This window comes from Rhodococcus sp. H29-C3 (genome assembly GCF_030063405.1).
In the GTDB taxonomy this organism is placed as follows: Bacteria; Actinomycetota; Actinomycetes; order Mycobacteriales; family Mycobacteriaceae; genus Rhodococcoides.
Genome location: NZ_JASITC010000001.1, coordinates 115503 through 141039, shown reverse-complemented (window position 1 = coordinate 141039; position 25537 = coordinate 115503). Strand labels below are relative to the sequence as shown.

Genomic DNA, 25537 nt, shown 5'->3' with positions numbered 1-25537 from the left:
GGAGACGTTCTCTTCATTACGCTGTCACCCATGACACGACCTGCGATCGACATGGACTACATCGTCCTCGACTGCCCCGACACCGCAGCCCTGGCCGGGTTCTACGGCGAGATGCTCGGTTGGGACATCGTCCGGTCGGAGAAGGATTGGACAATTCTCCAAGGCCCGGGCAATCTCCGATTGGCGTTTCAGCAGGCTGAGGACTTCGTTCCGCTGGAATGGCCGTCGGAGGGGATCAAGGTTCACTTGGATCTGGTCGTCGACGACATGGCCGCCTCCGAGGAATATGTAGTGGGGCTCGGCGCAACGAAAGTGACCGGGCCACTCGATCAGCCGAGTTTCACCGTGTTCCGCGATCCCGTCGGTCATCTCTTCTGTCTGTGCCTGCGCTGACCTGGACTCACGCTGCGTATGACACCGGGGCCATCGTTGCCTGTACCTGCAGCCACTGCGCCAAGATTTGGCAACCGGTCAGACCGCTCGCATCGAGGGGCTCACTCGCGTAGGCGATGTGGCGATCTCCGGACGGATTGGATATGCGCCACCTCCGCCATGCCAATGTCCTGGGCAGATATCCGCTGAGTTCGGTGGCGGCGACGCGCAGGCGTCGTATGTCTCTCCGCCACTGCTTCGGCGACAGGTGTGTCTTGGCAGCATTTTGGAAGCCATTGCTACGCAGCAGTATCCACAGTTGCTGTAGCCACACTTTCGGAGTGCGAAACGACATCGATCGGGTGAGGTCGGCGATGTCGCGAATGTAGCTGTCGTCGCTTGCATTGCAGATCATGTCCGTGGATTGCCCGATCCAGATCACCGCGACCGAGTCCGGAATCGTCGGTCCGTCCCCGGCAACCCCACGTCCTGAGCATTCGGGCACGGCGCCCGCAGGTTGTTGGGGATCGGAGATCAACCCGGCGGCGGCGACGCCAGGAAGGTGCACCTCGCCCCGTGCGAGAAGGCCCAATACTTCACGGATGACCGAACAGCCCTGGGAATAGCCGATGAGTGCAATCGGTCCCGTGGTTACTTGGATCGCCGAGATCAGACGTCGGACACCGAGCTCGGTGCTGTGCGAGAAGCTGAGGCCACCGACTGCCACCGGCCCATACGACGCGGGGTAGCCGACCCACCGTCCGTCGAATCTTTCATCCAGTTCGTCGGTGACGCTGCTCAGTAGTCCGGAGACCTCGGTGCGGTCGTCGTCCGGGTGAGATTCTCCGGTCCCACCGACTGCGAGCACCGTCATCTGCGTCATGTCCACCAGCATGCGCGAGGAGTCTGAGGCCAGCACCCCCACAATGCTGAGAAGAGTCTGTCAAACAGGTCGGCCGAGGCGATCGGCCATCTCGTCGACCGCGTCGTGCGCGAGTCCTGCGTAGACATCCGGGTCGTTCACCGCCGAGGCGCTCGAGGTGACGCTGATGGTCACCATGTCGCCGATTCCGTGAACGCCGTGGGTGAGGCTCATGACCGGGGACAGCGCCGGAAAGCCTGCGGTGAATCGGACGCGCCCCCCGCCCAAAGTGAGATCGGCGGATCCACGATTCACACTCGACACGACGGTATTGCCGGTGACCGTATCTGGTATCACGGTGGGGTCGAACTGACGGATTCCCCATCGCAGTAGTACTGCGGGCACCATCTCGGACGCGAGAGCCTCTGCAGCCATAGCAGGATGATCGGCACGTGCACGACGATCGCGGAGGGCTGCCGAAATGTACTTCGCTCGCTCGAGCGGGTCGACGATGCCGGGATAGAGATCGATCCCCGCATTACGAAAGTGATTGCGGGCCCGCCGCGGCCCGCTCTTTCCCAAGGTGACCTCTGCGCCGAGCAACTCCGGAACCGGGTCGCCGCAGAGTCTCAGATAGTTCGACAGGGCTATGGACACCGCCGTGATGGCGCCGACTGTGACGGTAACCCCAGGACCGCTCAACTCGGCACGGTCCCGGACGACGGTTCGAATGCTCGTCTCACCTGCTGGGGCAACGTTGACGCGGATCTTTTTTCTGCCGGCCGACTGCGGGGGTATCAGCCTCGCAGCGGTGTCGGCTGCGAGTGACCTTTCGAGTGCTTGGGCGCGGCGCGACTGCGTGATGAACTCGACGGGACGGAAGCGTCCGCGGGGGTTGTGTAGAGGTACGGAGAAATCACGCTCACCGAACAGCTGTCGTGCGAGCGAGGAGGCGGCACGGCCGTCACCGAGGGCGTGCGAAATCTGTAGCACTACAACAAGTGCGGGCCCGGTGCATCGTGGGGCGCCGGAGACGGAGTCGAAAAGATGAATCAGCCAAGGAGTTTCGAGTGGGTCGACGGGGCGGGCGAACAGCTCGGCGACGGCTCGCAGGCATCCTGTCCATGTTCCCTCGGGCAGGGTATGCGTGATGACCTGCTGCGGTCCGACGGTCATCGGCACGGTCCGCGGATAGCCGAAGGCATCGGAGAAGCGGATACCGAGTTCGGGGACGCGCCGGGCATTCGACACGAGTTGATCCACGACGTCGACGGCAGCGGTACTCGCGTCGAAGCAATAGAGCAGAAATTGGTCGTTCGGAATTTTCGAAGACATCCAATAGGCCTGCGCGTCGGTCGGGTGTAAACGTCCGGACATCTGCACAGAATAGTCGAAATCTCAGCGAGAAACTGAAACACGTTCTAATGTCAATCGAATGGAACGGTTGAGCGGACTGGACGCGAGCTTTCTATACCTCGAAACCCCTGAGCAGCCACTGAATGTGTGCGGTCTCATCGAACTCGAAGCGGTGGGTGATGACGTCGACTACGACGCCGATGCCCTGAAGGTCGAGCTATTGCGTCGGCTGGAGGGCATTCCAACGCTCCGTAAGAAGCTCCACGACAGCGTCTTCAATCTCGACCACCCTGTCTGGGTCGAAGACGAGAACTTCGACATCGACAAGCATTTCTATCGCATGACCCTCCCCGCGCCCGCCGGCAAAGACGAAGTCGCGGCGGCCTGTGCGCATTTCTCCGTGCAACCTCTGGACCGCTCGAGGCCGCTGTGGGAGATGTGGGTGCTCGAAGGGGCGAAGAACGGCAAGACTCCCATTTTTCTGAAGATGCATCACTCGACCGTCGACGGAATCTCGGCAGCGAACATTATTTCGCTACTGTGCAGCATCGATCGGGATGCGGAACCACTTCCACCATCACCGGGGGTCGGATCGGTCAACAACTTCGACCTTGCGGTGGGAAGTGCAGTTTCCTTCGCGAGCAGGCCTTTGCAGGCACTCAGTATTCTTCCCGCCACGGTACGAACCCTCACCGGGTGGATCGGGCGAGCTCGAAGCGGGCGGGCCATGCCGCCGCCGTTCGTAGCACCGCGAACGCAATTCAACGGCACACTGAGTCGGCACCGCAGCGTTGCCTTCGAGCAACTGAAGCTTTCCGACGTCAAGGAAATCAAGAACGCATTCGACGCCAAGGTGAACGACGTCGTGCTGGCAATGTGTGCGGGTGCAATCCGTATCTATCTCGAAAAGTCCGACGGTCTACCGGAAGATTCGCTCATCGCCGTCGTCCCGGTGTCGGTACACGAGAAAAGCAGCAGACCAGGGACCAATCAGGTATCGGCAATGTTCGCATCTCTGGCCACCGACATAGACGACCCGGTAGAACGATTGCTCGCGATCTCCGCGAGCCATGAGGTCGGCAAGGAGCACAACAGGGAAATCGGTGCGACCCTGTTGCAGGACTGGGCTCAATTTGCTTCTCCAGCAACATTTGCCGCGGCCATGCGTGCCTACGCGGCACTCGATCTTGCGCAGCACCACCCCGTCGTGCACAACCTGGTGATGTCGAATGTCCCCGGTCCACCGATGCCGTTGTATTTCCTCGGGGCCAAGGTAACCGGAATGTTTCCTCTAGGACCGATCTTGCACGGTGCCGGTCTCAACATCACCGTCATGTCCGGCGACGGGCGCCTCGACATCGGTCTTATCGCAGACCGCGAACAAACACCAGATCTGGACCGGCTCGCCGACGCAATGGGCGAGTCGCTCGCCGAGCTTCTCGAGGCAGCACAAACACGAACAAAGGAGAGCTGATGCGGGTGCTCGTCACCGGCGGTACCGGTTTCGTCGGGGCATGGACCGCGAAGGCAGCCGTCGACGCCGGACACGAAGTTCGTTTCCTGGTCAGAAATCCTGACAGATTGCAGACGAGCGCAGCCCAGATAGGCCTGGACGTCAGTGACTTTCGCCTCGGTGACATCACCGACGCCGACTCGATCTCGCGGGCAATGGATGGCTGCGACAGTGTCGTTCATGCTGCAGCGGTCGTCGCTACCGATCCATCTCGTGCCGAGGAGATGATCGCGACGAACATGCTGGGTGCCGAGAACGTGCTCGGAACTGCCGCCGCACTGGGCCTGGATCCGATTGTGCACGTCTCGAGCTTCACGGCCCTGTTTCGTCCGGAGTTGGACATGCTTCGCGCCGATCTTCCGGTCGTCGGTGGAACCGATGCATACGGACGCACCAAGTCCCAGGTCGATCTCTACGCACGCGGAATGCAGGACGGCGGTGCGCCGGTCGTCATCACTTACCCGGGCATGGTGCTCGGGCCTCCTGCGGGTGACCAGTTCGGTGAAGCCGCAGACGGCGTCGAATCCGCTCTGAAAATGCGCATGCTGCCCGGACGCAGCGCAGCCTGGACAGTCGTCGACGTCCGTGATCTCGCGGCGGTGCATGCGGCTTTGCTCGAACCCGGGCGTGGGCCGCGTCGCTACATGGTGGGTGGGAAGCGGATACCGATCGCGTCGATTGCCGAGATGCTCCGCAAGATCACGGGCACGACAGTTCTTCCGGTTCCCGTTCCCGACGTCGCGTTGCGACTGCTGGGGCGAGCATCCGACATCGTCGATTCGGTGTCACCGATCGAGACCCCCGTGTCTCGGTCACCGATTTCCGAGGCCGCGATGCAGTACTACACGCAGATGCCGCCTTCAGACGACTCGCCGAGCGAGGAAGATCTGGGAGTGCACTACCGCGGGTCTCTCGACACGCTCGATGCCACGGTCGCGGGCCTGCGCAGCGTCGGACGGTTGTGACCGAGCTCCGCGTGACTTCAGCTCCACCCCAGGGGTATTCGTAGAAGCGCTTATCGAGACGAAATGCGGCGCCGCAAGAGCGGCGCCGCATTTGGTCGGTTCACGATCCGATCGGTGGAAAAAGCGTCAGCCGACGTTCACCAAGCCCACGGTGGGGAAGTAGAAGCAGTTGTTGACGCCGTCGGCAGTCTTGTGTTCGACGTTGCCGAACACAGCGGCGAGCACGGTTCCCGAGCCGGTTTCCACCGGTGCGAGGCGCGCCCCAGCGGCAGGCAACTTGGCGATAGCCGTGGTCAACGCGCCCCGTACCAACTCGGTGGTGATCGGGTCGAGCTTGGCGTTGTCGAGTATCGAATCGACGAATGTCGTAGTGGCTCCGCCCATGTCGGCGAATCCACCCTTCAAGGTGTTGACGTTGAACCACGCCACCTGCATGCCCGCTTTGTTCGCCGAGTCATCGACGATGCCAGCCGGGACGAAGGCAAACATCGTCTCGCCCTTCTCGACAGCGTTGAGTGGGGGAAGCAATGGTGCCTTCGCGTTCGGCCAAGGCCCTCCTGCCGCTCCCGCTACGGCCGGAGAGATGCCGAAGGGTACGCCGGGAACCTCAGCACAATTGATGGCCGCTGTCGGGTAGAAGAACGGCGTGATACCGAGGTCGGTAAGGATCTTGTTGGCGGTGTCGAGAGCCGCGAGAGGGTTGGCGTCGACGTCGTCGGCGACAGCAGTGCGGGCTCCCGAGATCGCGGTCGCTGCGGCCAGCGCAGGATCATTGGCCGAGGTGCCCTGCTGCTGAAGGGCAGTCACTGCCTGCGCCAGTGGATCCACTGGTGCCGGGTCTGCCGTCGCGGTGGCGGGCAGCGCAAGCAAAGCTGCGCAGGACAGTGCGACTGTTCCAGCTATTCGACCGAACCGAGACGACATGTGTTGCTCCTGTGACTGATGAAACCAATGTTACGAATGTGGTGATCCGACCACACTCGCCCATGAATTCTCAAGCCCAGAGGTCCTCGGTTATTCAATCGATACCCGCCTTAGACCGATAATTTCCGCGAATCAGTTAACCGACATTGATTCCGTAGTCGCGAACAATGCCCGTCAAACCGGACGCATAACCCTGCCCGATTGCCCGGAATTTCCATTCCTTACCTCGTCGGTACAGCTCCCCGAACACCATGGCGGTTTCGGTCGACGCATCCTCGCTGAGATCGAAGCGAGCCAACTCGCGATTGTCGGCGCGATCGACCACCCGGATGAATGCGTTGACGACCTGGCCGAAATTCTGGCCCAGAGAATCGGCGTCGTGAATCGAGACCGGGAACACGATCGATTCGACTTTCGGTGAGAGTGCCACGAGATCGATGTCGATGCTCTCGTCATCACCCTCGCCCTCGCCCGTCCGGTTGTCGCCGGTGTGCTCGATGGCACCGTCCGGCGAACGGAGATTGTTGTAGAACACGAAGAACAGATCGTCGACCGACTTCTTGTTCGAGTCCAGACCGATTGCGCTTGCGTCCAGGTCGAAGTCGCCGCCCGTGGTGTCGCGAACGTCCCACCCCAGACCGACCGATACTGCCGTGAGGTTGGGGGCCTGCTTGGTCAGCGACACATTTCCGCCCTTGGAAAGCGTTACGCCCATGAAAATCTCTCCTTCGATGGTCCTGAACCGGTAACTCCACAGTAGGTCGTGCCCGCGTGGGACGGCGTAGGCAAGTGCTCGGGCGTCTGTGCAGAGAGGTAAATGATGCTGTGGAGCCTGGAGTGACTAGCGGTACTGAAGTGAGTGTGGTGCAATACGCAAACTGAAAAAGGTAGCAGCGCCGACATGCATCAACGGTGCGACACGCCGAAGCGGTCTAACGAAGTGGGGGCTTGAAGTGCACGTTTCACGACGCGAGTTGTTCAAATACGCGGCGGTGGGGTCGGCCACTGCCGTCGGATTGGCGACACTGGGCGCCCGCGCTGCAGCGCACGCCGACGGGTTGGGCACGCTTGTCGACTATTCGGGCGGGGTCCCCTCGCCGGAGGCGATCAAAGCTGCAGGTCACCTAGGGGCCGTTCGCTATGTTTCCGATCGCAGACCGGGTGCCGAATGGATGCTCGGCAAGCCGATTAAACGCGACGAGGCAGAGGCACTGACCGACTCAGGGCTCGAGGTGGTGTCCAACTACCAGTTCGGCAAGGGCGCGACCTCCGACTGGAGGGGTGGATACGCGGCCGGGGTCAAGCATGCGAACCGTGGTGTGGAACTGCATCGAGCCGCTGGTGGACCACAGGACCGGCCCATCTATGCCTCGATCGACGACAACCCCACCGCGGTCGAGTTCGCCACGATGATCGCGCCGTACATCCTCGGTTGGCAATCTGTCGTCGGAGCCGAGAACACCGGGATCTACGCCAATTCACCGACTATCGAATTGGCGTCCATTGCTGGTCTCGGACAGTGGTATTGGCAGCACAATTGGGGCACTCCGAAAGGCCTTCGGCACCCCGCTGCGCATCTACACCAAGTGCAGATCGACAAAGGAAAGGTCGACGGCATCAGTGTCGACATCAATGTAATTCTCAAGCCTGATTACGGCCAATGGTCCTTAGCCTGATTCTCGAGAGAAAGACGATATGAATCTCATCGATGTAATTTATACGATCGCCGGATATATCTATCAGTTCTTGTCGGATTCTTTCGCTTCTTGATTCGAGTCTTTTTCACGAGATTCGAGTACCAGTAGAAGGAACGCGATGGCCGCGAGCGCGGCGACTGCGCCGGAGAACACCACACCAGCTGTGACGAGGCCCCAGGCATTCGCGGCTGCGCCTGCTCCGATCACGGGCACCGAGATGGCGATGTACAGGACTACGAAGAATGTCGACGTTACTTCGGCGCGTCGATCCACCGGTAGTTCTGCGGTCACCGTCGACATTCCCTTGCTGAACGTCACTCCCTGCCCGACTCCACTCACCACGGCGCTCAAAATCAGCAGGGGCAACGACGCTGTCAGCAAGGAAATTGCGAGGGCTACGACGCCGGCGAACAGTACGACGCACCCTGCCCGTAGTGCGAACGAAGTGTCCAGGGCACGAAGCCCGATCTGAGCGGCCGCGGACGAGGCGAACAACACGAAGACGACAGCTCCGGTCACAGCGTGGTCGTCGATGCCGAGGACGCTGGTCATGAAGCCCGGAGAGACGCCGGTGAACAGGCCTAGAACGGCGAATCCGGCGAAGCCGACAATCGAGGCACGGAAAAACGTGCCGCGGATAGGCGCCGGAATCGACAGTCTCTGCAGGTGTGGTCTGGCTCCGCGTGCAACTTTCACCGTCTCGGGGGAGAGGTACACCGCGACCGCCGCCAGGACCAGCAAACCGATATCGATGATGAATGTCAGCTGCATCGGGTGCGGTAAATACTGAACCAGCACACCGGCAAGAAGTGGCCCGAGACCGAGTCCGCCGATATTCGCCGCCGTCGCAATCGCCGGTGCGTGTGCGCGCCACTTGTCCGGCACCAATTCCACCAGTGTCACAGTGGCAGTTCCGACGAATATGCCCGCCGACAAGCCCGAGAGCACCCGTGCGATCAACAGAGCGGTGAGCGATCCGGCGAAAATGAACACCAACGCGCTGACGATGCCGAATGCGATCCCGGCAAGCAGCATCGGGCGACGACCCAGTGAGTCCGACCAACGACCGAACGCCAGGAGAGCAGCGAGCACTCCGAGCGCATAGGCGGCAAAGATTATCGTGACGACGAAAACTGAGAATCCGAACTCGACCTGGTACAGCGAGTAGACCGGCGTCGGCATCGTGGTGCCGATCATCGCTACCGCGAATGCATAGGTAATCGCAACGAATGCGAGGGGTCTGCTCACGAGCAGACCCTACTCGCATGGTGATCAGGCTACGTAGAAGGTCCCGATCGTAGGAAGGAATCCGCAGCTCCGCGCCGGTGCAGCGGGATCTTCGACCGACTGAGTGGTAATGGAACCGGACGCGACAGCAAGGACGCGTCCCGGTCCGGTATCAGCAATACCGGAGACCGTGGCAGGCCCGCCCGGGTTGATGGCCGATGCTCCGGTCAACTCCTGGGTGCCGGTACGACGGTTGTCGAGATTGAGCCACGTCACGGTGAACGGTGACTCCTGCTGAGCAGTAAGGGGTGCTGTGCCGAGGGCGGTGAAAACGAAGCCGGCGTGGCCTGCTGCAGGTCCGGGAGGCGGAAGCGTTGCGGGGCCGGGTACGGCCAGCGCGGTGCCGATGGAATCTGCCGTGTCCGAGATGCAGCCTTTGCCGATGGTCGGGTAGAGGAACTGCGCGATTACCGGCCCGTCGGACGGAGGCAGTTCGGGTCCGCCGCCACCGGATCCGTCGAGGAACGTGATGACTGTTGTAAGAGTGGCTTTCACCGTCTCGGGAATGGCGGGATTGTCCAGTAGCTGACGTGCCTGGGCGAGGAGATCGCCCTGCGGGCCCGCTGCGACGTCGGTCGGACCTGCGGCGGCACCCATGATGGCGGGGGCGAACGATGCAAGTGCTTCGATTTGCGCGTAGTCCGGCAGAGGCTGGTCGGGAGAGGGGAGGAACATAGGAGGCAGCTCGGCTGCAGGCGGTGCTGGCTCTGCAGAAGCAAAGGTCGGCAGCGTGAGCGCAGCGGCGCATGCCACCGCCGCAACAGTGACGACTTTGCGTGTTACCCCGGTACGAAGCACTTGATTTTCCCCATCCTGATCATAAAACGGGCCATGAAGCGGTTGTTGGCTCGAGGGGTCACTCTATGTATCCGACCCTTGCTTGTACAGCCGGTACTTTCGGGCGTTGTCCGACTCTGTGCGGGCGCGACTCGGCATTGACCGTCCACGGACATTAGCGTGTTACAGAAGTGAATAGTGTGATTGGTGATGCAAATGTTATTTGTGAACATCCATCATGATCGTCCACATTTTCTGTGAACCGCGTGCGCGAAGCCCGATCGGGTTCCCTATAAAAACCTTGATCGGGCTTCTTATAAGCTCGGCTGTCGATCTCGAACCGAGACGACCGAACAGCACCGAGCGGGAGCGAGAGACAACAGGTGAACCGACTGGTTCGATACGCCCCCTTACTGCTTGCGCTGTCGGTCCTGGCCCGACTCGCCTGGGCCTTCGCAACGCCCAACGGGATGAACCTCGTCGACCTACACGTCTACGTGGACGGTTCGGCAGCATTGCTGAAAGACGATCTCTACAACTTCACCTACTCGGTGAAGACTCCCGACTTTCCGCTTCCGTTCACCTATCCGCCGTTCGCAGCGTTGGTCTTCTTGCCATTGCACTATCTGCCGTTCACCGTCGTCGGGATCGCCTGGCAGTTGGCGACGATGGCAGCGATGTTCCTTCTCATCAAGCTCAGCCTCGGACTGATGCTCGGGGACGACGTGGCAGGCACCTCTCGGTGGACCCGCATCGCCATGGCATGGACAGCGCTGGCCCTGTGGACCGAACCCGTGCGCACTACTCTCGACTACGGGCAGGTCAACGTCTTCCTTGCACTGGGTGCTGTCGTGGCGATCCGAAGTACGCGTTGGTGGGTGGCAGGTGGACTCATCGGTTTCGTCGCCGGAATCAAGCTCACGCCGGCGATAACCGGGCTCTATTTCCTGGCCACGAAGCGTTGGAAGGCGGCGATCTTCTCGGCCGTCGCCTTCGCCGCCACGGTCGGGCTCAGTTACCTGGTTCTCGGCCATCAAGCAGGGACTTACTTCACCACCCTCCTCGGTGACGCCGATCGAATCGGACCGGTCGGCTCGGTGTGGAACCAGTCGCTGCGCGGAGCAATGAGCCGGATCGCCGGACACGACATCGGATCCGGGGCGCTGTGGATCGGCGGAGTCGTCATCGTCTCCGCTCTCGCAATCGCCGCATGGCGCTCGCTACGACGCGACGATCGACTCGGCATCCTCCTTGTCGTTCAACTGTTGGGGCTGCTCATCTCACCGATCTCGTGGTCACACCACTGGGTATGGGTGATGCCGCTGCTCGTGTGGCTCGTACACGGGCCGGATCGCGATGCTCTTCTCACGCGGATCGTGGCCGGGTATTGGCTGGTGACCAGCGTCATCGGCATCCCCTGGATCCTCAGCTTCTTCCAGGAGTCGATCTGGCTCGTATCCCGTCCAGGAATACTCGCCTGGCTCGGAACCGTCGACGTACTCGGTGCACTCCTCGTCTACATCCTGGCGATCTACCTGGGAAGGCGACGGGTCAATCTCGAATCAGCAGCTTCTCGATCTCGCGAGCCAGATCCACGTCCTTCGACGTGAGCCCGCCCTCGGAGTGCGTGGACAGCGTGAAGGTCAACCTTCGCCATCGGATATCGATGTCGGGATGGTGCCCCGCAGCCTCGGCAGCGGTCGCCACCCTCGACACGAACTGGATCGCCGCCGGAAACGTCGGCAACTCGACCGTTCGGGTGATCGAGGAGTCATCGAGACTCCACTCCGGCAGACTGCTCAGTGCGTCGTCGATCTCGGCGTTGGACAGTAGTTCACTCATGGGAACGATCCTGACATGACCGAAGCCGAAAAATCAGCTGGTTCCGCTCCCGACATCACCGCTCCCGTCGTCGTGGTGGCCGGTGCCATCGTCGCCGACGGGCTACTCCTACTCGCTCAGCGAGCCCGTCCACCGGAGCTCGCGGGTCTGTGGGAGCTTCCAGGAGGAAAGGTCGAACCCGGCGAAAGCGACGCTCGGGCGTTGATGCGTGAGCTACACGAGGAGCTCGGCGTCGACACTTCTGTCGGAGTGCAGTTGGCCGGCGATGTCCCCCTCGGAGCCGGGCGAATTCTGCGGGCCTATCGCGTGGAACTGGTCGCGGGATCGCCTGCCCCGCTGGATCATTCAGATCTACGGTGGGTCGACGCCGCCGGCCTGCGAGAGATGGATCTGGTCGATGCGGACCGCGAATGGGTAACTGAACTTGCGCTGATGCTCAGGTAGAGCGGGCCTTCTTCAGACCCTTCTTCAGGTCCTTGCCGGAGACGCCCTGATCTTCGAGCTTCTTCATCCTCATGATTACCACGGGGCACTTGATGCAGCGTGTCTTCTTGCGGCAACATTTTTTCTTGGGCTTGAGGCCCGACACCTTCTTGGCCTTGATCTTGCCCATGTGAACGTCTCCGAAAATCTCGCATTTCAAGGTGAACTTGTGGAAAAGGGTACTGCGTGTCACAGGTCACCCTGGGGTAGCGGGTAAACTTGTTCAGTCGCGAGATTCTCGCGGTGCAGCGCGCTTCTCTAGCGTCATAAGCCCGCTAGCGAACAAGAGCCCGCATTCAACCCAGGAGAACCTTTCGCGTGAGCGCCCCAAGCAGTGCAGATAACATCGACAGCACCACCACCTTTCGCAACGTAGCCATCGTTGCACACGTCGACCATGGCAAGACCACGCTGGTCGACGCCATGCTCCGGCAGTCGGGAGCGTTCGAGGAACGCGCCGAAGCGATCGATCGCGTGATGGACTCGGGTGACCTCGAGAGGGAAAAGGGCATCACGATTCTGGCCAAGAACACGGCCGTTCACCGACGTAACCCCGACGGCACCATGACCGTTATCAACGTCATCGACACCCCCGGGCACGCCGACTTCGGTGGCGAGGTCGAACGCGGCCTGTCCATGGTCGACGGCGTCGTCCTTCTCGTCGATGCATCAGAGGGTCCGCTACCGCAGACCCGCTTCGTGCTGCGCAAGGCGCTCGCTGCGTCGCTGCCCGTCATCTTGGTCGTGAACAAGACCGATCGACCCGACGCACGAATCGAAGAGGTCGTCTCCGAGAGTCACGACCTGCTTCTCGATCTCGCTTCCGACCTCGACGACGAAGCCTCCGAGGCTGCCGAGCTCGCCCTCGACCTCCCTGTTCTCTACGCCTCCGGCCGTGAGGGCAAGGCATCGAAGGTTCAGCCCGAGAATGGCAACGCTCCCGATGCGGAGAACCTCGACGAACTGTTCGAGGTCCTGCTCAGCTACGTTCCTGCTCCCAAGGGAAGCGTCGACGCACCTCTGCAGGCACACGTCACCAACCTCGATGCTTCCGCATTCTTGGGTCGCCTCGCTCTGGTTCGCATCCACAACGGCCAGCTCAGCAAGGGCCAGACCGTGAGCTGGATGCGTGAGATCGACGGCGAGCCCGTCGTCCAGAAGACGAAGATCACCGAGCTGCTCAACACCATCGGTGTCGAGCGAGTACCGGGTGAGAAGGGTGTTGCAGGTGACATCGTCGCCGTTGCAGGCTTCCCTGACATCATGATCGGTGACACCCTCGCCGACCTCGAGAACCCTGTCGCATTGCCGCGGATCACCGTCGACCAGCCGGCGATCTCGGTCACCATCGGCACCAACACGAGCCCGCTCGTCGGCCGCGTCAGTGGTCACAAGCTGACCTCGCGCATGGTCAAGAGCCGTCTCGATCAGGAACTGGTCGGCAACGTCTCGCTGAAGGTTCTCGACATCGGCCGTCCCGATGCCTGGGAGGTCCAGGGTCGTGGTGAGTTGGCCCTCGCCATCCTCGTCGAGCAGATGCGTCGTGAAGGCTTCGAGCTGACCGTCGGCAAGCCTCAGGTGGTCACCCGTCAGGTCGACGGCAAGCTGCATGAGCCGTTCGAAGAACTGACCGTCGACTCCCCGGAGGAATACCTCGGCGGTGTCACTCAGTTGCTCGCCGCACGCAAGGGCAAGATGGTGCAGATGACGAACCACGGCGCAGGCTGGGTTCGTATGGAGTTCATCGTTCCCTCGCGTGGCCTCATCGGTTTCCGCACCGACTTCCTCACCGACACGCGTGGCACCGGTATCGCCAACGCTGTCTTCCATGGTTACGGACCGTGGGCAGGGGAGATTCGGGCACGCCACACCGGTTCGCTCGTCTCCGACCGCGCAGGCAGCGTCACCCCGTTCGCCATGATCCAGCTGGCAGACCGCGGCACATTCTTCGTCGAGCCGGGCGTCGACACGTACGAGGGCATGGTCGTGGGCATCAACCCGCGTCAGGAAGACCTCGACATCAACGTCACGCGCGAGAAGAAGCTGACCAACATGCGTCAGTCTTCGGCAGACGTGATGGAGACTCTCGCCAAGCCGAAGAAGATGGACCTGGAAATGGCCATGGAATTCTGTGCAGTCGACGAGTGCGTCGAAGTGACCCCCGAGGTCGTTCGCGTCCGTAAGGTGCACCTCGATTCCAACGAGCGCGCTCGTGAGCGTTCACGCAGCAAGTCGCGTGACAAGGCTGCTCTCTAAAGAGCAGTAGCTTTCGTATATTGCGCTGGACGCGCGTGTATGCGCAGTCGGTCTCGACAGAAGACTGCGCATACACGCGCTACGACGAAGGAGATGCATTTGCGGCGAGCGCGCCCCCTGGGCATCGGCACCATCGCCTTGGTTCTGCCCACTCTGGTTCTCGCAGCATGCACCGCCAACCCGCCGCCTCCGGTCGAGAGCGAACCGACACCCGTCATCACGACGACGGAAGTTCCCGTCGAAACCGGCGATCCCGTCGTCGTCGCAATCGACGATGTCGGCATCGGATTCAATCCGCACCTCTTGTCGGACCAGTCGCCTGCCAACTCCGCGGTGAGCGCGCTCGTCCTACCGAGTCCGTTTCGGCCGGCCACCGATCCGTCCAACCCCGCGGTCACCGTGTGGGTCCAGGACCCTTCGCTGTTGTTGTCGGCGGAGGTGACGTCGCAGAATCCGTTCACGGTCACCTATCAGCTCCGCAACGAAGCTCAGTGGTCCGACAGTTCGCCGATAGCCGCCGAGGATTTTCGGTATCTCTGGCAACAGATGATCTCGCAACCCGGAGTCATCGACCCGGCAGGATACGGCCTCATCGACAACGTTGCCTCGTCCGGTGGGGGCAAGAGCGTTGCCGTGACATTCGCTGAGCCATATCAGAATTGGCAACGGCTCTTCTCCGATTTGCTCCCGAGTCATCTCCTCAAAGATTCCCCCGGTGGCTTCGAAACCGGTCTCGTGGACAACGTGCCGGTCTCCGGAGGTCAGTTCAGTATCAAGTCGATCGACGAAGGACGAGACGAAATCCTTCTCGAACGCAACGATCGGTTCTGGGACGAACCGGCGAAGCCTGACCGAATTCTGCTTCGTCGAGGTGGGACCTCTGCCCAGCTTGCGGACTCGCTTCGGTCGAAAGACGCTCAAGTAGCCCAGGTTCGGGCAAGTACCGCTACGAGGGCCCAGCTCGCGGCAATACCAGGGGTTCGTACCGACGTCAGATTTCAGCCACGCGTTCTCGATCTGACCCTCAACGGCCGAACCGCGATGCTGGCGGATCCAAATGTGCGAGCGGGGATCCTCGGCCTTCTCGATCCGGCACTGTTGTCGACGGTTGCAGCCGGGACAGGGTCGGCCGATCACCCAGCGCGCGCTCAACTGTCGAGTCCGTCGGACCCTGATTATGCCCCAACTGCTCCTGCTCCGATCGATCGGCAGAGTGCGCTGGCACTACTCGCCGGAGCCGGATTCGTGCCAGGTCCAGACGGGGCACTCGAAAAAGACGGATTGCCAGTCGAATTCGTCATCGGAGCAGTAGAGGACGATTCCACCTCGCTTGCCGTCGCGAACACAGTTGCCGACCAACTTGCGGGCGTGGGCATCAATGCATCGGTGACCCCGTTGCCACCCGAAGAGTTGTACAGCACGGCACTCGTAGACGGCGGGGTCGACGCATTGGTCGGATGGACAAGTGTAGGACACGATCCCGCGACCGTGATGGCGTCGAGATTCGGATGCCCACCGGCTCCGGCCCCGACTCAGTCGGGTGTCACCGACGATGCCAAGGCGCGTCCGCCGAGCAATCTCTCCGGTTTATGTGTGCCGGAGTTGCAGAATTCGGTGAATCTGGCTCTACGCGGCGAACTTCCGGCGGACCGGTTGGTTGCCGAAGCGGAGCCGAAATTGTGGGCGTTGTCCGCAGTACTTCCGATCATGCAGGATTCGTCCGTCGTTGCTGTGAGCAGCGGTGTCGAAGGTGTGTCGTTGGCAGGACCGATCGAGGTAGGCATCTTCGGTGATGCTGCGCAGTGGATGAGGACCAAGACCAAGTGAGACTGTTGCTCGTTCATGCGCATCCGGACGACGAAACCATCACCACCGGTGGAACTATCGCGCACTACGCGCGAGCCGGAGTCGAGGTTACGGTCCTCACGTGCTCGCTCGGCGAGGAAGGCGAAGTCATCGGTGACCGATGGGCAGGCCTCGTCGCAGACCGGGCCGATCAGCTCGGTGGATACCGAATTCTTGAATTGCACACGGCGCTTACGGTTCTCGGTGCCCAAAGACCGACATTCTTGGGTGGCGCCGGACGGTGGCGCGACTCCGGCATGGCGGGTACCCCGGCGGCGCTGAATCCGCGTGCGTTCGTCAACGCCGACCGTGACGAGGCTCTGTCGGCAATGCTTTCGGTCGTCCGCACGGTCCGGCCCCACGTCGTCATCGCCTACGACCCGGAGGGTGGGTACGGACATCCCGACCATCAGCAAGTGCATTCGCTGGTGACGGAGGCTGTCGATATCGCAGACAGTGACCGCTACCAGGATGTCGGCGCACCGTGGGCACCGCAGAAGCTTTACTGGACCGTCACCGGCGAAAAACAGCTTGTGCGTGGATTGGATTCGATCACGGACATTCCCGACGGCTGGCGAATGCCCGAGCCCGGTGAACTGCCCAGTGTGCCCGAGGCGACCATCACCACCTCGCTCGACGTGAGCGACGTTCTCGACAGCAAACGCGCTGCTCTCGAAGCGCACGCCACCCAGGTGACCGTCGCGCCTTCGGGCACCGAGTACGCCTTGTCGAACAACATCGCGCAGCCGATCCTGGCTGAAGAACAGTTCGTTCTCGTTCGAGGCGATCGCGGAGAAGTCGATGCGTCGGGTAGGGAAAGTGACCTGTTTTCCGGCGTCGTAGAATATGATCTGGATCACTAGATCTTCTTCAGTGCGGTCGGCCGAGCAGGGGAACACACAAGATGTACAACTGGGTCGTGCAAGACGCCATCGTTGCGTTCGTCAATTCGTTGATACCAGATTTCCCCCGTCAGGAGATGCTGTATCAGTCCGGCCTCACCGATCTCGCGTCCGCGCTGAGCAACCTGCTGACCGCTTTGGGATACCCGCCGGTCTCCTGACCGCGGGGAGTACGCCAGTATTGGCTACATGATCTCGAAGGCCGCATCCAATGCTGTCGTCCTCGTGTCGAGGGCAACGCTCGCAGTACTGATTTTCGACGGCTTTCTCTGCGGCGTACTGTCCGTATTCTTCCTCCCGGCCTACCTCGGGCCGGTGCCCTTTCCAGTCAGCGCACTGCTGGCGGGAATCGCCAACGTGATGCTTCTCTACGCCGCGCGCAAAGTAGCAGAACGACCCCTCGCCATCGCGTCGCCGCTGATTGCTTGGGGTGTCGCAGTGCTGGTCTGCATGTTCGGTGGCCCCGGCGGCGATGTGCTGTTGCTTTCCGATTGGCGGACGGCATTGTTGCTGATAGCAGGTATCGCCCCGGCTGGAGTTCTGTTGTTCACCTGGAGGCTGACGGCGCTCACATCAGCCCCGCATGGGAGCCGGCCGCCCGCAGCACATCCTCGATCATCGCCGGAGTCAACCGCCCGGTGAACGTGTTCTGCTGACTGACGTGATAGCTACCGAACAATCGGATCGACCCCAGATCGACCTCGGCGCCATGGCCGAACTTGGGGCGTGGACGCGGAATCTCCCAGCCGTTGGCTGCCAGCACCGGTAGCAGGGCCTGCCAACCGAATCCACCGAGCACGACCACGGATTTCAGTGTCGGCTTCAGCAAGCTCAATTCGATGTCGAGCCACGTGCGGCAACGATCACGCTCGGTGACGGTCGGCTTGTTGTCCGGTGGAGCGCAATGAACCGGCGCAGTGATTCTGACCCCGCGCAGCGTCAAACCGTCGCCTATGTGAGTGGCCGTCGGTTGATTGGCAAGCCCGACCGCATGCAGTGCCGCATAGAGAAAGTCACCGCTGCGGTCCCCGGTGAACATGCGTCCGGTGCGGTTTCCCCCGTGTGCGGCGGGTGCGAGCCCGACAATCAGAACCGACGCATCCGCGGGGCCGAACCCCGGAACCGCTCTGCCCCAGTAGGTTTCGTCCCGAAATGCGGCTCGTTTCTCGGTCGCGACCTTTTCCCTCCAGGCGACCAGTCTGGGGCAAGCTCGGCAGGCACTGACAGCCAGGTCGAGTTCGGCCATGGTGGCAGGAGTGGAGCCTGCGGAACGACTATTGGGGTCAGGAGTGGAGCCTGCGGAACGACTATTGGGGTCAGGAGTGGAGCCTGCGGAATGACTATTGGGGTCAGGAGTGGAGCCTGCGGAATGACTATTGGGGTCAGGAGTGGAGCCTGCGGAATGACCAGGTTCGGGGTCAGGTGTGTTCAGTGAGCCCATGTGTCACCGGCTCCTGGGGTAACGGCGTCGATGAGGGCCCATGCTTGGTCTGCGGGAATGTCGAGAACTTCGTAGTGTCCGACGCCGGCCGGTGTGGCAGCGACGATTGTCGCCACACCGGCTCGCCGTTGGAAGAATGTCTGTCTGACCGTCCATCCGATGATCCCCGCGGCCTCCAGTGAGTGCCGGGTGCGGTCGAGGGATCCGTGGCGGGTGATCAACCAGCCTGGCAATACTGCGTGGCCGAGGCCTCGGTATCGATCCCTTGCGACGAATAGAGCTCCGAGCAGCACCATCACCACGGCAATCCACACGGTTGTCGGGATCGGAGCGCCGAATGCTTCGGCGATACCGAGCGCGGCGGCCACAACGAGTACGGGGACCACTGCACGGGTGTATCTGCGACGTTTGGCGGCCGGTCCGTGCGGCGTCAGCGGTTTCTGCGCGTTCTCGTGCAGCCCTGCGTCACCGAGCACGACCGTCATCATGCGGAGCGCTTCGCGTGCGGGTGCTTGCGGTAACAGCAGTGACGATTCCTTCTTCTCCGCGCTGACACCCGTCATGATCGCATCGAGCTTGGCGCCCTTGGCGATTCGCAGCAGCAGAGGTTCGGACAGCGAGGTGCCACGAAGGCGTTTCCGGTCGAGCGTCGTCGAGCGAGTCTTGAGGAGTCCATGGTTGACGTGGAGGCGGGCGCCGTCGTCGGTGACGGTCAGATTGCCGTACGCGATCAGGTAACGCGCGCATGCGAAGAGGCTGGCGACGATCAGCAGAATCAGCAGTCCGACGACGATCACCAGGGCGATACCGAAACGCTCCGCGGAGTCGATACTGCTGGAGACGAGGGAAGAATTTGCCACGCGCTCACCGAACCCGTATTGAAAGAGCACCCCGACCGCCGCCGCGATGGCCACGACGCCGGTGAACGAGAACGGTGCATATCGGACCCACTCGGTCCTCCAATGCGCAATCTCGGTTGCCGCGGGCGGCGCTTTCCTGAGTGCAGCCGGCCCTCGCTCGGCTCGCTGCAGCAGCTGCTCGCGCAACGCGGGGACCACCTTCGAGTCGAGCGCGTTCAATTCGAACTTTTCACCCTTGCCCGCCTGCTGTCCGGTGCCGATCCGCAAAATCGACAGACCCAGAAGCCGATGCATGACGCCCGCTTCGACGTCGACCGAGCGAATTCGGCTGCGCGGCACGGACAGCAGCTTCTTCTGAAATATCCCGGTGCGTAGTTGCACATGCACCGGACCGATGCGATAACTGGTGGTGAACCAGCGCAGTAACGCGAACAGCACCACCAGGGTCACGATGATCAAACCCCACAAATGATTACCGCTCCGACTGCCGATCACGAAAGACACAAACAGCACCGGTAGGACCTTCACCGCCTCGTTGACCGGATGAACCAACAGCATCCGCTTGTCCAACCGCAGCCACGGTTGCTGCTCCTCGGCGACCAGAAGTTCGGTGTCGGTGCTCACGTCGCATCGCCCAACGTCTTTCCCGCGATCTCGGTGAGCTGAGCGACAGTACGATCGGCCACCTCCTTGTCCAAAGCCGTGATCTTGACCGCGCCCGCGGAGGACGCAGTGGTGACGGTGACCGTGGACAAACCCAGCATCCGGTCGATCGGCCCACGCTCGGTATCGACCGTCTGCACCCGCGAAATCGGTGCGATGCGTCGCTCCTGGTCGAACCAGCCGGTCAGCGTGTACACCGCCGTGTCACTGATCTCCCAACGATGCACGCGATACCGCCACACCGGGACGACGACGATATGAACGGCCGCGAACACGACCGACGCAGCGAACACCGTCGTATGGGGCCACGTCGTCCACTTGCCGTCGATCACGGCCCACACGACCTGGGCGATGAACAGCGGAACCCACATCAGCGAGGCATTGATGGCCCACAACTGCCGTGCACGCGGACTCGGACGCCACGCTGGATCGGTCATTGTGATCATGCCCCAATCTAATCTGGTCGTTCCGCAGGCTCCACTCCTGCCTCTCTGGGTCGTTCCGCAGGCTCCACTCCTGCCCACTCCGACCACCTACGGTGGCACGCCGACCCGTCGGTGGCGCATGATCGACGGGTGACCATGCTGCCTGATCCTGTAACCGCCGCTGCTCCCGAACCAGAAAAGGTCCCCGCCCCCTCCTCAATGCGTCGTGTTCTACGACGCGCCCGCGACGGGGTATCGCTCAACGTCGACGAAGCGACGGTGCTGCTGCACGCACGCGGTGACGACCTGGTGGACCTCTGCACTTCGGCGTCGCGGGTGCGGGATGCGGGTCTCGAGTCGGCGGGCCGCCCCAAAACGGTCTCGTACTCGCGCAAGGTGTTCATTCCGATCACTCGCCTGTGCCGGGACAAATGCCATTACTGCACGTTCGTGACGGTGCCAGGAAAATTGCGCGCCGAAGGCCACGGACTGTTCATGGATCCCGACGAAATCATCGAGGTTGCGCGCAAAGGCGCGGAACTAGGATGCAAAGAAGCACTGTTCACCCTCGGGGACCGGCCGGAAGATCGCTGGCCCGAGGCCAAGGAATGGCTCGATTCCAGGGGTTACGACTCCACGCTGGACTACGTCCGGGCCATGTCGATCCGAGTTCTAGAAGAAACCGGATTGCTTCCCCATCTCAATCCTGGCGTCATGAGCTGGCAAGAACTCTCTCGCCTCAAGCCAGTCGCGCCGTCGATGGGAATGATGCTCGAGACGACCTCCCGCCGACTGTTCGAGGAAAAAGGTCAGGCTCACTACGGCAGCCCGGACAAAGATCCCGAGGTTCGGCTACGAACTCTGACCGATGCAGGACGCCTCAACATCCCGTTCACCACCGGTATCCTCGTCGGAATTGGGGAGACCATCCGCGATCGAGCCGAGTCGATCATGGCTATTCGTAAGGTGCACAAGGCCTTCGGTCATGTGCAAGAGATCATCGTGCAAAACTTTCTCGCCAAGAACGACACCGTGATGCGAGATATGCCCGACGCGGGCATGGAGGAATTCCTCGCAACCATCGCGGTCACGCGGGTGGTGCTCGGGCCGTCGATGCGTATTCAAGCACCACCGAACCTCGTTGCCGTCGAAGAGACCGCTGCGTTGCTCGGCGCGGGCGTCGACGACTGGGGTGGCGTCTCTCCGCTGACTCCCGATCACGTGAACCCGGAACGGCCGTGGCCGAATCTCGACACGTTGGCGGAGCTGTCGGAGGCCGCCGGATACACGCTGACCGAGCGCACAGCAGCGCAACCGCAATACGTTCTCGCGGGCGCGCCGTGGATCGATCCGCGTATCTCCGCGCACGTGAATTCACTGGCAGATCCTAAGACCGGAATGGCGCGTGACGGCGTCCTCCCGACGGGGCTTCCGTGGCAGGAGCCGGACGAGGAGTGGGTGTCCTCGGGCCGAGTGGATCTCAACACCGAGATCGACACCGAGGGGCGTAACACCGAAACACGTAGTGACCTGGACAACGCATTCGGGGATTGGGAGTCCATCCGGGAGCAGGTACGCGATCTGGCCGGCCTCGAACGCGTCGACAGGGACCTGGTGGCCGCGCTCCGAGCGGCCGAAAAGGATCCCGCGGGTCTGTCCGACGAGCAGTACCTGGCGCTCGCTACGGCCGAGGGAACCGGCATGGACGCCGTCGCAGCCCTCGCCGACGACCTGCGCAGGCAGGTTAACGGCGAGACAGTCACCTACGTCGTCAACCGGAACATCAACTTCACCAACATCTGCTACACCGGCTGTCGGTTCTGTGCTTTCGCGCAGCGCAAGGGCGACGCGGATGCGTTCACGCTGTCCACGGCCGAAGTGGCGGACCGCGCCTGGGAGGCGCACGCTCTCGGTGCAACCGAGGTCTGCATGCAGGGCGGTATCGACCCGGAACTGCCGGTCACCGGTTATGCGGACCTGGTGCGCGCTGTGAAAGCGCGGGTGCCGTCGATGCACGTTCATGCGTTCTCTCCGATGGAGATCGTCAACGGCGCTTCGCGAGGCGGGCAGTCGATTCGCGATTGGCTTGTCGAACTTCGTGCCGCGGGGCTGGACACCATTCCCGGTACTGCAGCGGAGATCCTCGACGACGAGGTTCGCTGGGTGTTGACGAAGGGCAAGTTGCCTGCAGCGGAGTGGATCGAAGTTGTCACCACCGCACACGAAGTAGGCCTGCGATCGAGCTCGACGATGATGTACGGCCATGTCGACAATCCGTCGCACTGGGTCGGTCATATGAACGTGCTCAAGGGAATACAGGACAAGACAGGCGGATTTACCGAGTTTGTGCCACTTCCGTTCGTGCACCAGTCCTCGCCGCTGTATCTAGCCGGAGCGTCGCGTCCCGGCCCGACCAACCGTGACAACCGCGCAGTGCATGCATTGGCGCGGATCATGCTGCACGGACGTATCGACAGCATCCAGACTTCGTGGGTCAAGCTCGGCATCACCGGCACTCAGGCGATGCTCAACGGGGGCGCGAACGACCTCGGTGGCACGTTGATGGAAGAGACCATTTCGCGGATGGCGGGAAGCCAGAACGGATCGGAGAAGACCGTCGCCGAGCTCCACGAGATTGCGAACGGGATCGGTCGTCCTGCTCGTGAACGCACCACGACCTACGGTCTCGTCGACAAGTTCCCCGCAGTGGGAGTCGTCTGAGCATGGACAATCGCACAGTCGTCACAGCCCTCGACCGGGCCGTGGCCATCATCGACCCTGTTCTCGACGTTCTCGCCGAACGTGATCCGGTAGGACTGAAGGCGAGAACGTTTCGAACACCGACCGCTGAAGACACCGCCATCGACACCGTGCTCGACACGTTGGCGAAAACCCTGAACGCCACCGACTTCCCAGGGACGGCAGCATGGCTCGAGCTCGATGCGCAGGCCCGCTCGTGGTGGTGGGTCGCGCGGATCGGTGCCGTCAACACCGTGGCCGTTGCATTCCCCAGCGTCTTCGGTGTACTGGTCAACCGGCTGCCGTTGCAGGATCTGCTCGGCTTCGCGAACCAGGCGATGGTTCTCGTTGCCGTCGCCAGAGAGAACGGAGTGACGGACCGGTCGGCGCACGTGAGCATGCTCGCGTCCGTACTGTGCGGCCGTGAGGTCGATCGCGACGGCGCCGAGCCCGATACCTCATCGACACCGACACCGACGCGCGAGTGCGGACCCTTCGCGCTACTGCATGCGATGTGGGACGTCGCGGCCGTGCTGAGGGACGTATCGAGCGAGCTGGCCAAGCGTCCGCACAGCCGTGGCATCTACCGTGTTCTTTCCGCGATTCCGCTGGTCGGCGGCGTGGCAAGCTACATCGGGGAACGTGGTGCGCTCTCCCGAGCTGCCAAACAGGGGATCGGTTGGGTTCACGCGAACGCCGAAAGTCCGAGCCACGTAGGCTAGGGCGGGGGTTCTCGGATGATCCGAGTGTCACAGTGAGGACACCCTGCGCGGATTGTCGTAAATCTACGACGCGATACTAGGATTCTCAGGGCACTGCAAGCAGTGAACAACGCTTTCGGTGCCGATTACTGGAAAGGGTGGGAGCCAGCAGTGACGTACACGATTGCGGAACCGTGCGTGGATGTACTCGACAAGGCATGCATCGAAGAATGCCCGGTGGACTGCATTTACGAAGGTGGCCGCATGCTGTACATCCACCCCGACGAATGCGTCGACTGTGGTGCATGCGAACCGGTTTGCCCCGTCGAGGCCATCTTCTACGAGGACGACGTACCGGAGCAGTGGAGTGGCTATGTGAGCGCGAACGTCGATTTCTTCGACGATCTGGGTTCACCCGGTGGGGCCGCGAAGCTCGGCAAGACCGATTTCGACCCACCGTTCATCAAGGCGTTGCCTCCCATGGGTGAGAGCTGACATTGGCACGTATTTCCGTCGCGTCCGGCCTGCCCAACTTTCCCTGGGACTCACTGACTGCCGCGAAAGACAAGGCACAGTCGCACCCGGACGGAATAGTGGATCTGTCGGTAGGCACTCCTGTCGACCCAGTTGCACCGATCATTCGTGCTGCGCTGGCATCGGTATCCGACATCCCCGGTTACCCGACGACAGTCGGCACGCTCGCGTTGCGTGAAGCAGCAGTTGCTGCGCTGGGGCGGCGGTACGGCATAACGGGGATCGGCGTCGATGCCGTTCTGCCTGCCATCGGCACCAAGGAAATGATCGCCTGGTTACCGAGCCTTCTCGGTCTCGGTAACCGCGACCTGGTGGTCATCCCCGAACTGGCTTACCCGACTTACGAAGTCGGAGCCCTCCTTGCGGGTACGCGCATCATTCGTGCCGACGGCTTGAATCGACTCGGGCCCGAGCGCGCATCGCTCGTATTCGTGAACTCTCCTGCGAACCCGAGCGGCAAGGTACTGGGCCTGGAGCACCTCCGCAAAGTTGTCGGGTGGGCCCGTGAGCGCGACGCCGTGGTCGTGTCCGACGAGTGCTACCTCGGCCTGACCTGGGAAGGTGAGGCGCTGTCGATCCTCGACCCCCGTGTCAGCGATGGCGACCATACGAATCTTCTTGCCGTGCACTCACTTTCCAAGACGTCCAATCTCGCCAGCTATCGTGCAGGCTTCGTCGTCGGCGACCAGAAATTGGTAACCGAACTGCTCGAAGTCCGCAAACACGCGGGAATGATGATGCCGTTGCCGATTCAAGCTGCGATGACTGCGGCTTTGTCCGACGACGAGCACGAGAACATCCAGCGTGAGCGCTACCGTGCCCGTCGCACCACACTGCTCTCCGCCGTCAGAGCAGCCGGGTTCGAAGTAGATCACTCCGAAGCCGGGCTGTATCTCTGGGCCACCCGCGGCGAACCCTGCCGTGACACCATCGACTGGCTCGCCGAACGCGGCATCCTTGCCGCACCGGGTGAGTTCTATGGTCCCCGCGGATCCCAGCACGTCCGTATCGCGCTGACCGCCACCGACGAGCGTATCCAGACTGCGGCGGAGCGGTTGACGGCCTAGGCTCGCGAGTATCCAGTTGCGCGTTG

At 61.9% G+C, this 25537-nt stretch carries 26 protein-coding genes; 15 read left to right on the top strand and 11 right to left on the bottom strand.

Annotated elements, in window-relative coordinates; genetic code table 11:
• The first annotated feature begins 30 nt into the window (after positions 1-30).
• The gene (locus tag QMK32_RS00645; protein WP_283472380.1) at positions 31-393 is read left to right on the top strand and encodes a VOC family protein; all 363 of its coding nucleotides are present in this window, start codon (positions 31-33) and stop codon (positions 391-393) included.
• A gap of 7 nt (positions 394-400) precedes the next feature.
• On the opposite strand, the gene QMK32_RS00640 is transcribed toward QMK32_RS00645, so the two are convergent.
• Both QMK32_RS00640 and QMK32_RS00635 read right to left on the bottom strand, forming a co-directional pair.
• A complete protein-coding gene (locus tag QMK32_RS00640) occupies positions 401-1267 on the bottom strand; it encodes a PE-PPE domain-containing protein (RefSeq protein ID WP_283473132.1) in 867 nt (288 codons plus the stop codon).
• Positions 1268-1315: 48 nt separating this feature from the next.
• Positions 1316-2611: a WS/DGAT domain-containing protein gene (locus QMK32_RS00635; protein ID WP_283472379.1), complete on the bottom strand. Its 1296-nt coding sequence runs from the start codon at positions 2609-2611 to the stop codon at positions 1316-1318.
• A 58-nt stretch (positions 2612-2669) separates the two neighbouring features.
• Here QMK32_RS00635 and QMK32_RS00630 point away from each other — a divergent pair, with 58 nt between their 5' ends.
• Together QMK32_RS00630 and QMK32_RS00625 are read left to right on the top strand one after the other, a co-directional pair.
• Positions 2670-4064 (top strand): WS/DGAT/MGAT family O-acyltransferase, encoded by a 1395-nt coding sequence (locus QMK32_RS00630; RefSeq protein ID WP_283472378.1) that lies wholly within the window; start codon positions 2670-2672, stop codon positions 4062-4064.
• Positions 4064-5068 carry an NAD-dependent epimerase/dehydratase family protein gene (locus tag QMK32_RS00625; protein ID WP_283472377.1) on the top strand — a complete coding sequence of 335 codons (1005 nt, stop codon included), beginning with the start codon at positions 4064-4066 and terminating at the stop codon, positions 5066-5068. The genes QMK32_RS00630 and QMK32_RS00625 overlap by 1 nt, the downstream gene beginning before the upstream one ends.
• Positions 5069-5194: 126 nt before the next feature.
• Here the strand turns inward: QMK32_RS00625 and QMK32_RS00620 are convergent, their stop codons facing one another.
• Together QMK32_RS00620 and QMK32_RS00615 are read right to left on the bottom strand one after the other, a co-directional pair.
• Positions 5195-5992, bottom strand: a complete 798-nt coding sequence (locus QMK32_RS00620; RefSeq protein ID WP_283472376.1) for a hypothetical protein — start codon at positions 5990-5992, stop codon at positions 5195-5197.
• 136 nt (positions 5993-6128) lie between these two features.
• Positions 6129-6707 (bottom strand): TerD family protein, encoded by a 579-nt coding sequence (locus QMK32_RS00615; protein WP_283472375.1) that lies wholly within the window; start codon positions 6705-6707, stop codon positions 6129-6131.
• A gap of 238 nt (positions 6708-6945) precedes the next feature.
• On the opposite strand from QMK32_RS00615, the gene QMK32_RS00610 reads away from it, so the two are divergent.
• Positions 6946-7668 (top strand): DUF1906 domain-containing protein, encoded by a 723-nt coding sequence (locus tag QMK32_RS00610; protein ID WP_283472374.1) that lies wholly within the window; start codon positions 6946-6948, stop codon positions 7666-7668.
• Positions 7669-7731: 63 nt separating this feature from the next.
• Here the strand turns inward: QMK32_RS00610 and QMK32_RS00605 are convergent, their stop codons facing one another.
• Together QMK32_RS00605 and QMK32_RS00600 are read right to left on the bottom strand one after the other, a co-directional pair.
• Positions 7732-8937 (bottom strand): MFS transporter, encoded by a 1206-nt coding sequence (locus QMK32_RS00605; protein WP_283472373.1) that lies wholly within the window; start codon positions 8935-8937, stop codon positions 7732-7734.
• A 24-nt stretch (positions 8938-8961) separates the two neighbouring features.
• A complete protein-coding gene (locus QMK32_RS00600) occupies positions 8962-9774 on the bottom strand; it encodes an Rv1157c family protein (protein ID WP_283472372.1) in 813 nt (270 codons plus the stop codon).
• A gap of 362 nt (positions 9775-10136) precedes the next feature.
• On the opposite strand from QMK32_RS00600, the gene QMK32_RS00595 reads away from it, so the two are divergent.
• Positions 10137-11363: a mannosyltransferase gene (locus QMK32_RS00595; RefSeq protein ID WP_283472370.1), complete on the top strand. Its 1227-nt coding sequence runs from the start codon at positions 10137-10139 to the stop codon at positions 11361-11363.
• Here QMK32_RS00595 and QMK32_RS00590 read toward each other — a convergent pair.
• Positions 11305-11595: a 4a-hydroxytetrahydrobiopterin dehydratase gene (locus QMK32_RS00590; protein ID WP_283472369.1), complete on the bottom strand. Its 291-nt coding sequence runs from the start codon at positions 11593-11595 to the stop codon at positions 11305-11307. The genes QMK32_RS00595 and QMK32_RS00590 overlap by 59 nt on opposite strands.
• Positions 11596-11610: 15 nt before the next feature.
• Between QMK32_RS00590 and QMK32_RS00585 the strand changes: the two genes are divergently transcribed.
• Positions 11611-12039, top strand: coding sequence for a (deoxy)nucleoside triphosphate pyrophosphohydrolase (locus tag QMK32_RS00585; protein ID WP_283472368.1), 429 nt, complete (start codon positions 11611-11613; stop codon positions 12037-12039).
• Here QMK32_RS00585 and QMK32_RS00580 read toward each other — a convergent pair.
• Positions 12032-12271 carry a hypothetical protein gene (locus tag QMK32_RS00580; protein ID WP_269305410.1) on the bottom strand — a complete coding sequence of 80 codons (240 nt, stop codon included), beginning with the start codon at positions 12269-12271 and terminating at the stop codon, positions 12032-12034. The genes QMK32_RS00585 and QMK32_RS00580 overlap by 8 nt on opposite strands.
• A gap of 125 nt (positions 12272-12396) precedes the next feature.
• Here QMK32_RS00580 and typA point away from each other — a divergent pair, with 125 nt between their 5' ends.
• The 5 genes from typA (at position 12397) to QMK32_RS00555 (ending at position 17723) form a co-directional block, all read left to right on the top strand.
• Positions 12397-14334 (top strand): translational GTPase TypA, encoded by a 1938-nt coding sequence (gene typA / locus QMK32_RS00575; protein WP_269305127.1) that lies wholly within the window; start codon positions 12397-12399, stop codon positions 14332-14334.
• A gap of 93 nt (positions 14335-14427) precedes the next feature.
• Positions 14428-16161: an ABC transporter family substrate-binding protein gene (locus QMK32_RS00570; RefSeq protein ID WP_283472367.1), complete on the top strand. Its 1734-nt coding sequence runs from the start codon at positions 14428-14430 to the stop codon at positions 16159-16161.
• The gene (gene mshB, locus QMK32_RS00565; RefSeq protein WP_283472366.1) at positions 16137-17042 is read left to right on the top strand and encodes an N-acetyl-1-D-myo-inositol-2-amino-2-deoxy-alpha-D-glucopyranoside deacetylase; all 906 of its coding nucleotides are present in this window, start codon (positions 16137-16139) and stop codon (positions 17040-17042) included. Before QMK32_RS00570 ends, mshB begins: the two co-directional genes overlap by 25 nt.
• Positions 17043-17083: 41 nt before the next feature.
• Positions 17084-17242, top strand: coding sequence for a hypothetical protein (locus tag QMK32_RS00560; RefSeq protein WP_176224757.1), 159 nt, complete (start codon positions 17084-17086; stop codon positions 17240-17242).
• Between the two features lie 28 nt (positions 17243-17270).
• Positions 17271-17723, top strand: a complete 453-nt coding sequence (locus QMK32_RS00555; protein WP_269305133.1) for a hypothetical protein — start codon at positions 17271-17273, stop codon at positions 17721-17723.
• Here QMK32_RS00555 and QMK32_RS00550 read toward each other — a convergent pair.
• The 3 genes from QMK32_RS00550 to QMK32_RS00540 form a co-directional block, all read right to left on the bottom strand.
• Positions 17650-18327: a uracil-DNA glycosylase gene (locus QMK32_RS00550; RefSeq protein ID WP_283472364.1), complete on the bottom strand. Its 678-nt coding sequence runs from the start codon at positions 18325-18327 to the stop codon at positions 17650-17652. The two genes, QMK32_RS00555 and QMK32_RS00550, sit on opposite strands and share 74 nt — an antisense overlap.
• Positions 18328-18509: 182 nt before the next feature.
• Positions 18510-19940, bottom strand: a complete 1431-nt coding sequence (locus tag QMK32_RS00545) for a PH domain-containing protein (protein WP_283473131.1) — start codon at positions 19938-19940, stop codon at positions 18510-18512.
• A 62-nt stretch (positions 19941-20002) separates the two neighbouring features.
• Positions 20003-20491, bottom strand: a complete 489-nt coding sequence (locus QMK32_RS00540) for a PH domain-containing protein (RefSeq protein WP_283472363.1) — start codon at positions 20489-20491, stop codon at positions 20003-20005.
• A gap of 135 nt (positions 20492-20626) precedes the next feature.
• Here QMK32_RS00540 and QMK32_RS00535 point away from each other — a divergent pair, with 135 nt between their 5' ends.
• The 4 genes from QMK32_RS00535 (at position 20627) to dapC (ending at position 25511) form a co-directional block, all read left to right on the top strand.
• The gene (locus QMK32_RS00535) at positions 20627-23191 is read left to right on the top strand and encodes a bifunctional FO biosynthesis protein CofGH (RefSeq protein WP_283473130.1); all 2565 of its coding nucleotides are present in this window, start codon (positions 20627-20629) and stop codon (positions 23189-23191) included.
• 2 nt (positions 23192-23193) lie between these two features.
• Positions 23194-23931, top strand: coding sequence for a hypothetical protein (locus QMK32_RS00530; RefSeq protein WP_283472362.1), 738 nt, complete (start codon positions 23194-23196; stop codon positions 23929-23931).
• A gap of 150 nt (positions 23932-24081) precedes the next feature.
• On the top strand, positions 24082-24405 hold the full coding sequence (gene fdxA / locus QMK32_RS00525) for a ferredoxin (RefSeq protein ID WP_084346039.1): 324 nt from the start codon (positions 24082-24084) through the stop codon (positions 24403-24405).
• Between the two features lie 2 nt (positions 24406-24407).
• Positions 24408-25511, top strand: coding sequence for a succinyldiaminopimelate transaminase (dapC, locus tag QMK32_RS00520; RefSeq protein ID WP_283472360.1), 1104 nt, complete (start codon positions 24408-24410; stop codon positions 25509-25511).
• Positions 25512-25537 lie beyond the last annotated feature (26 nt).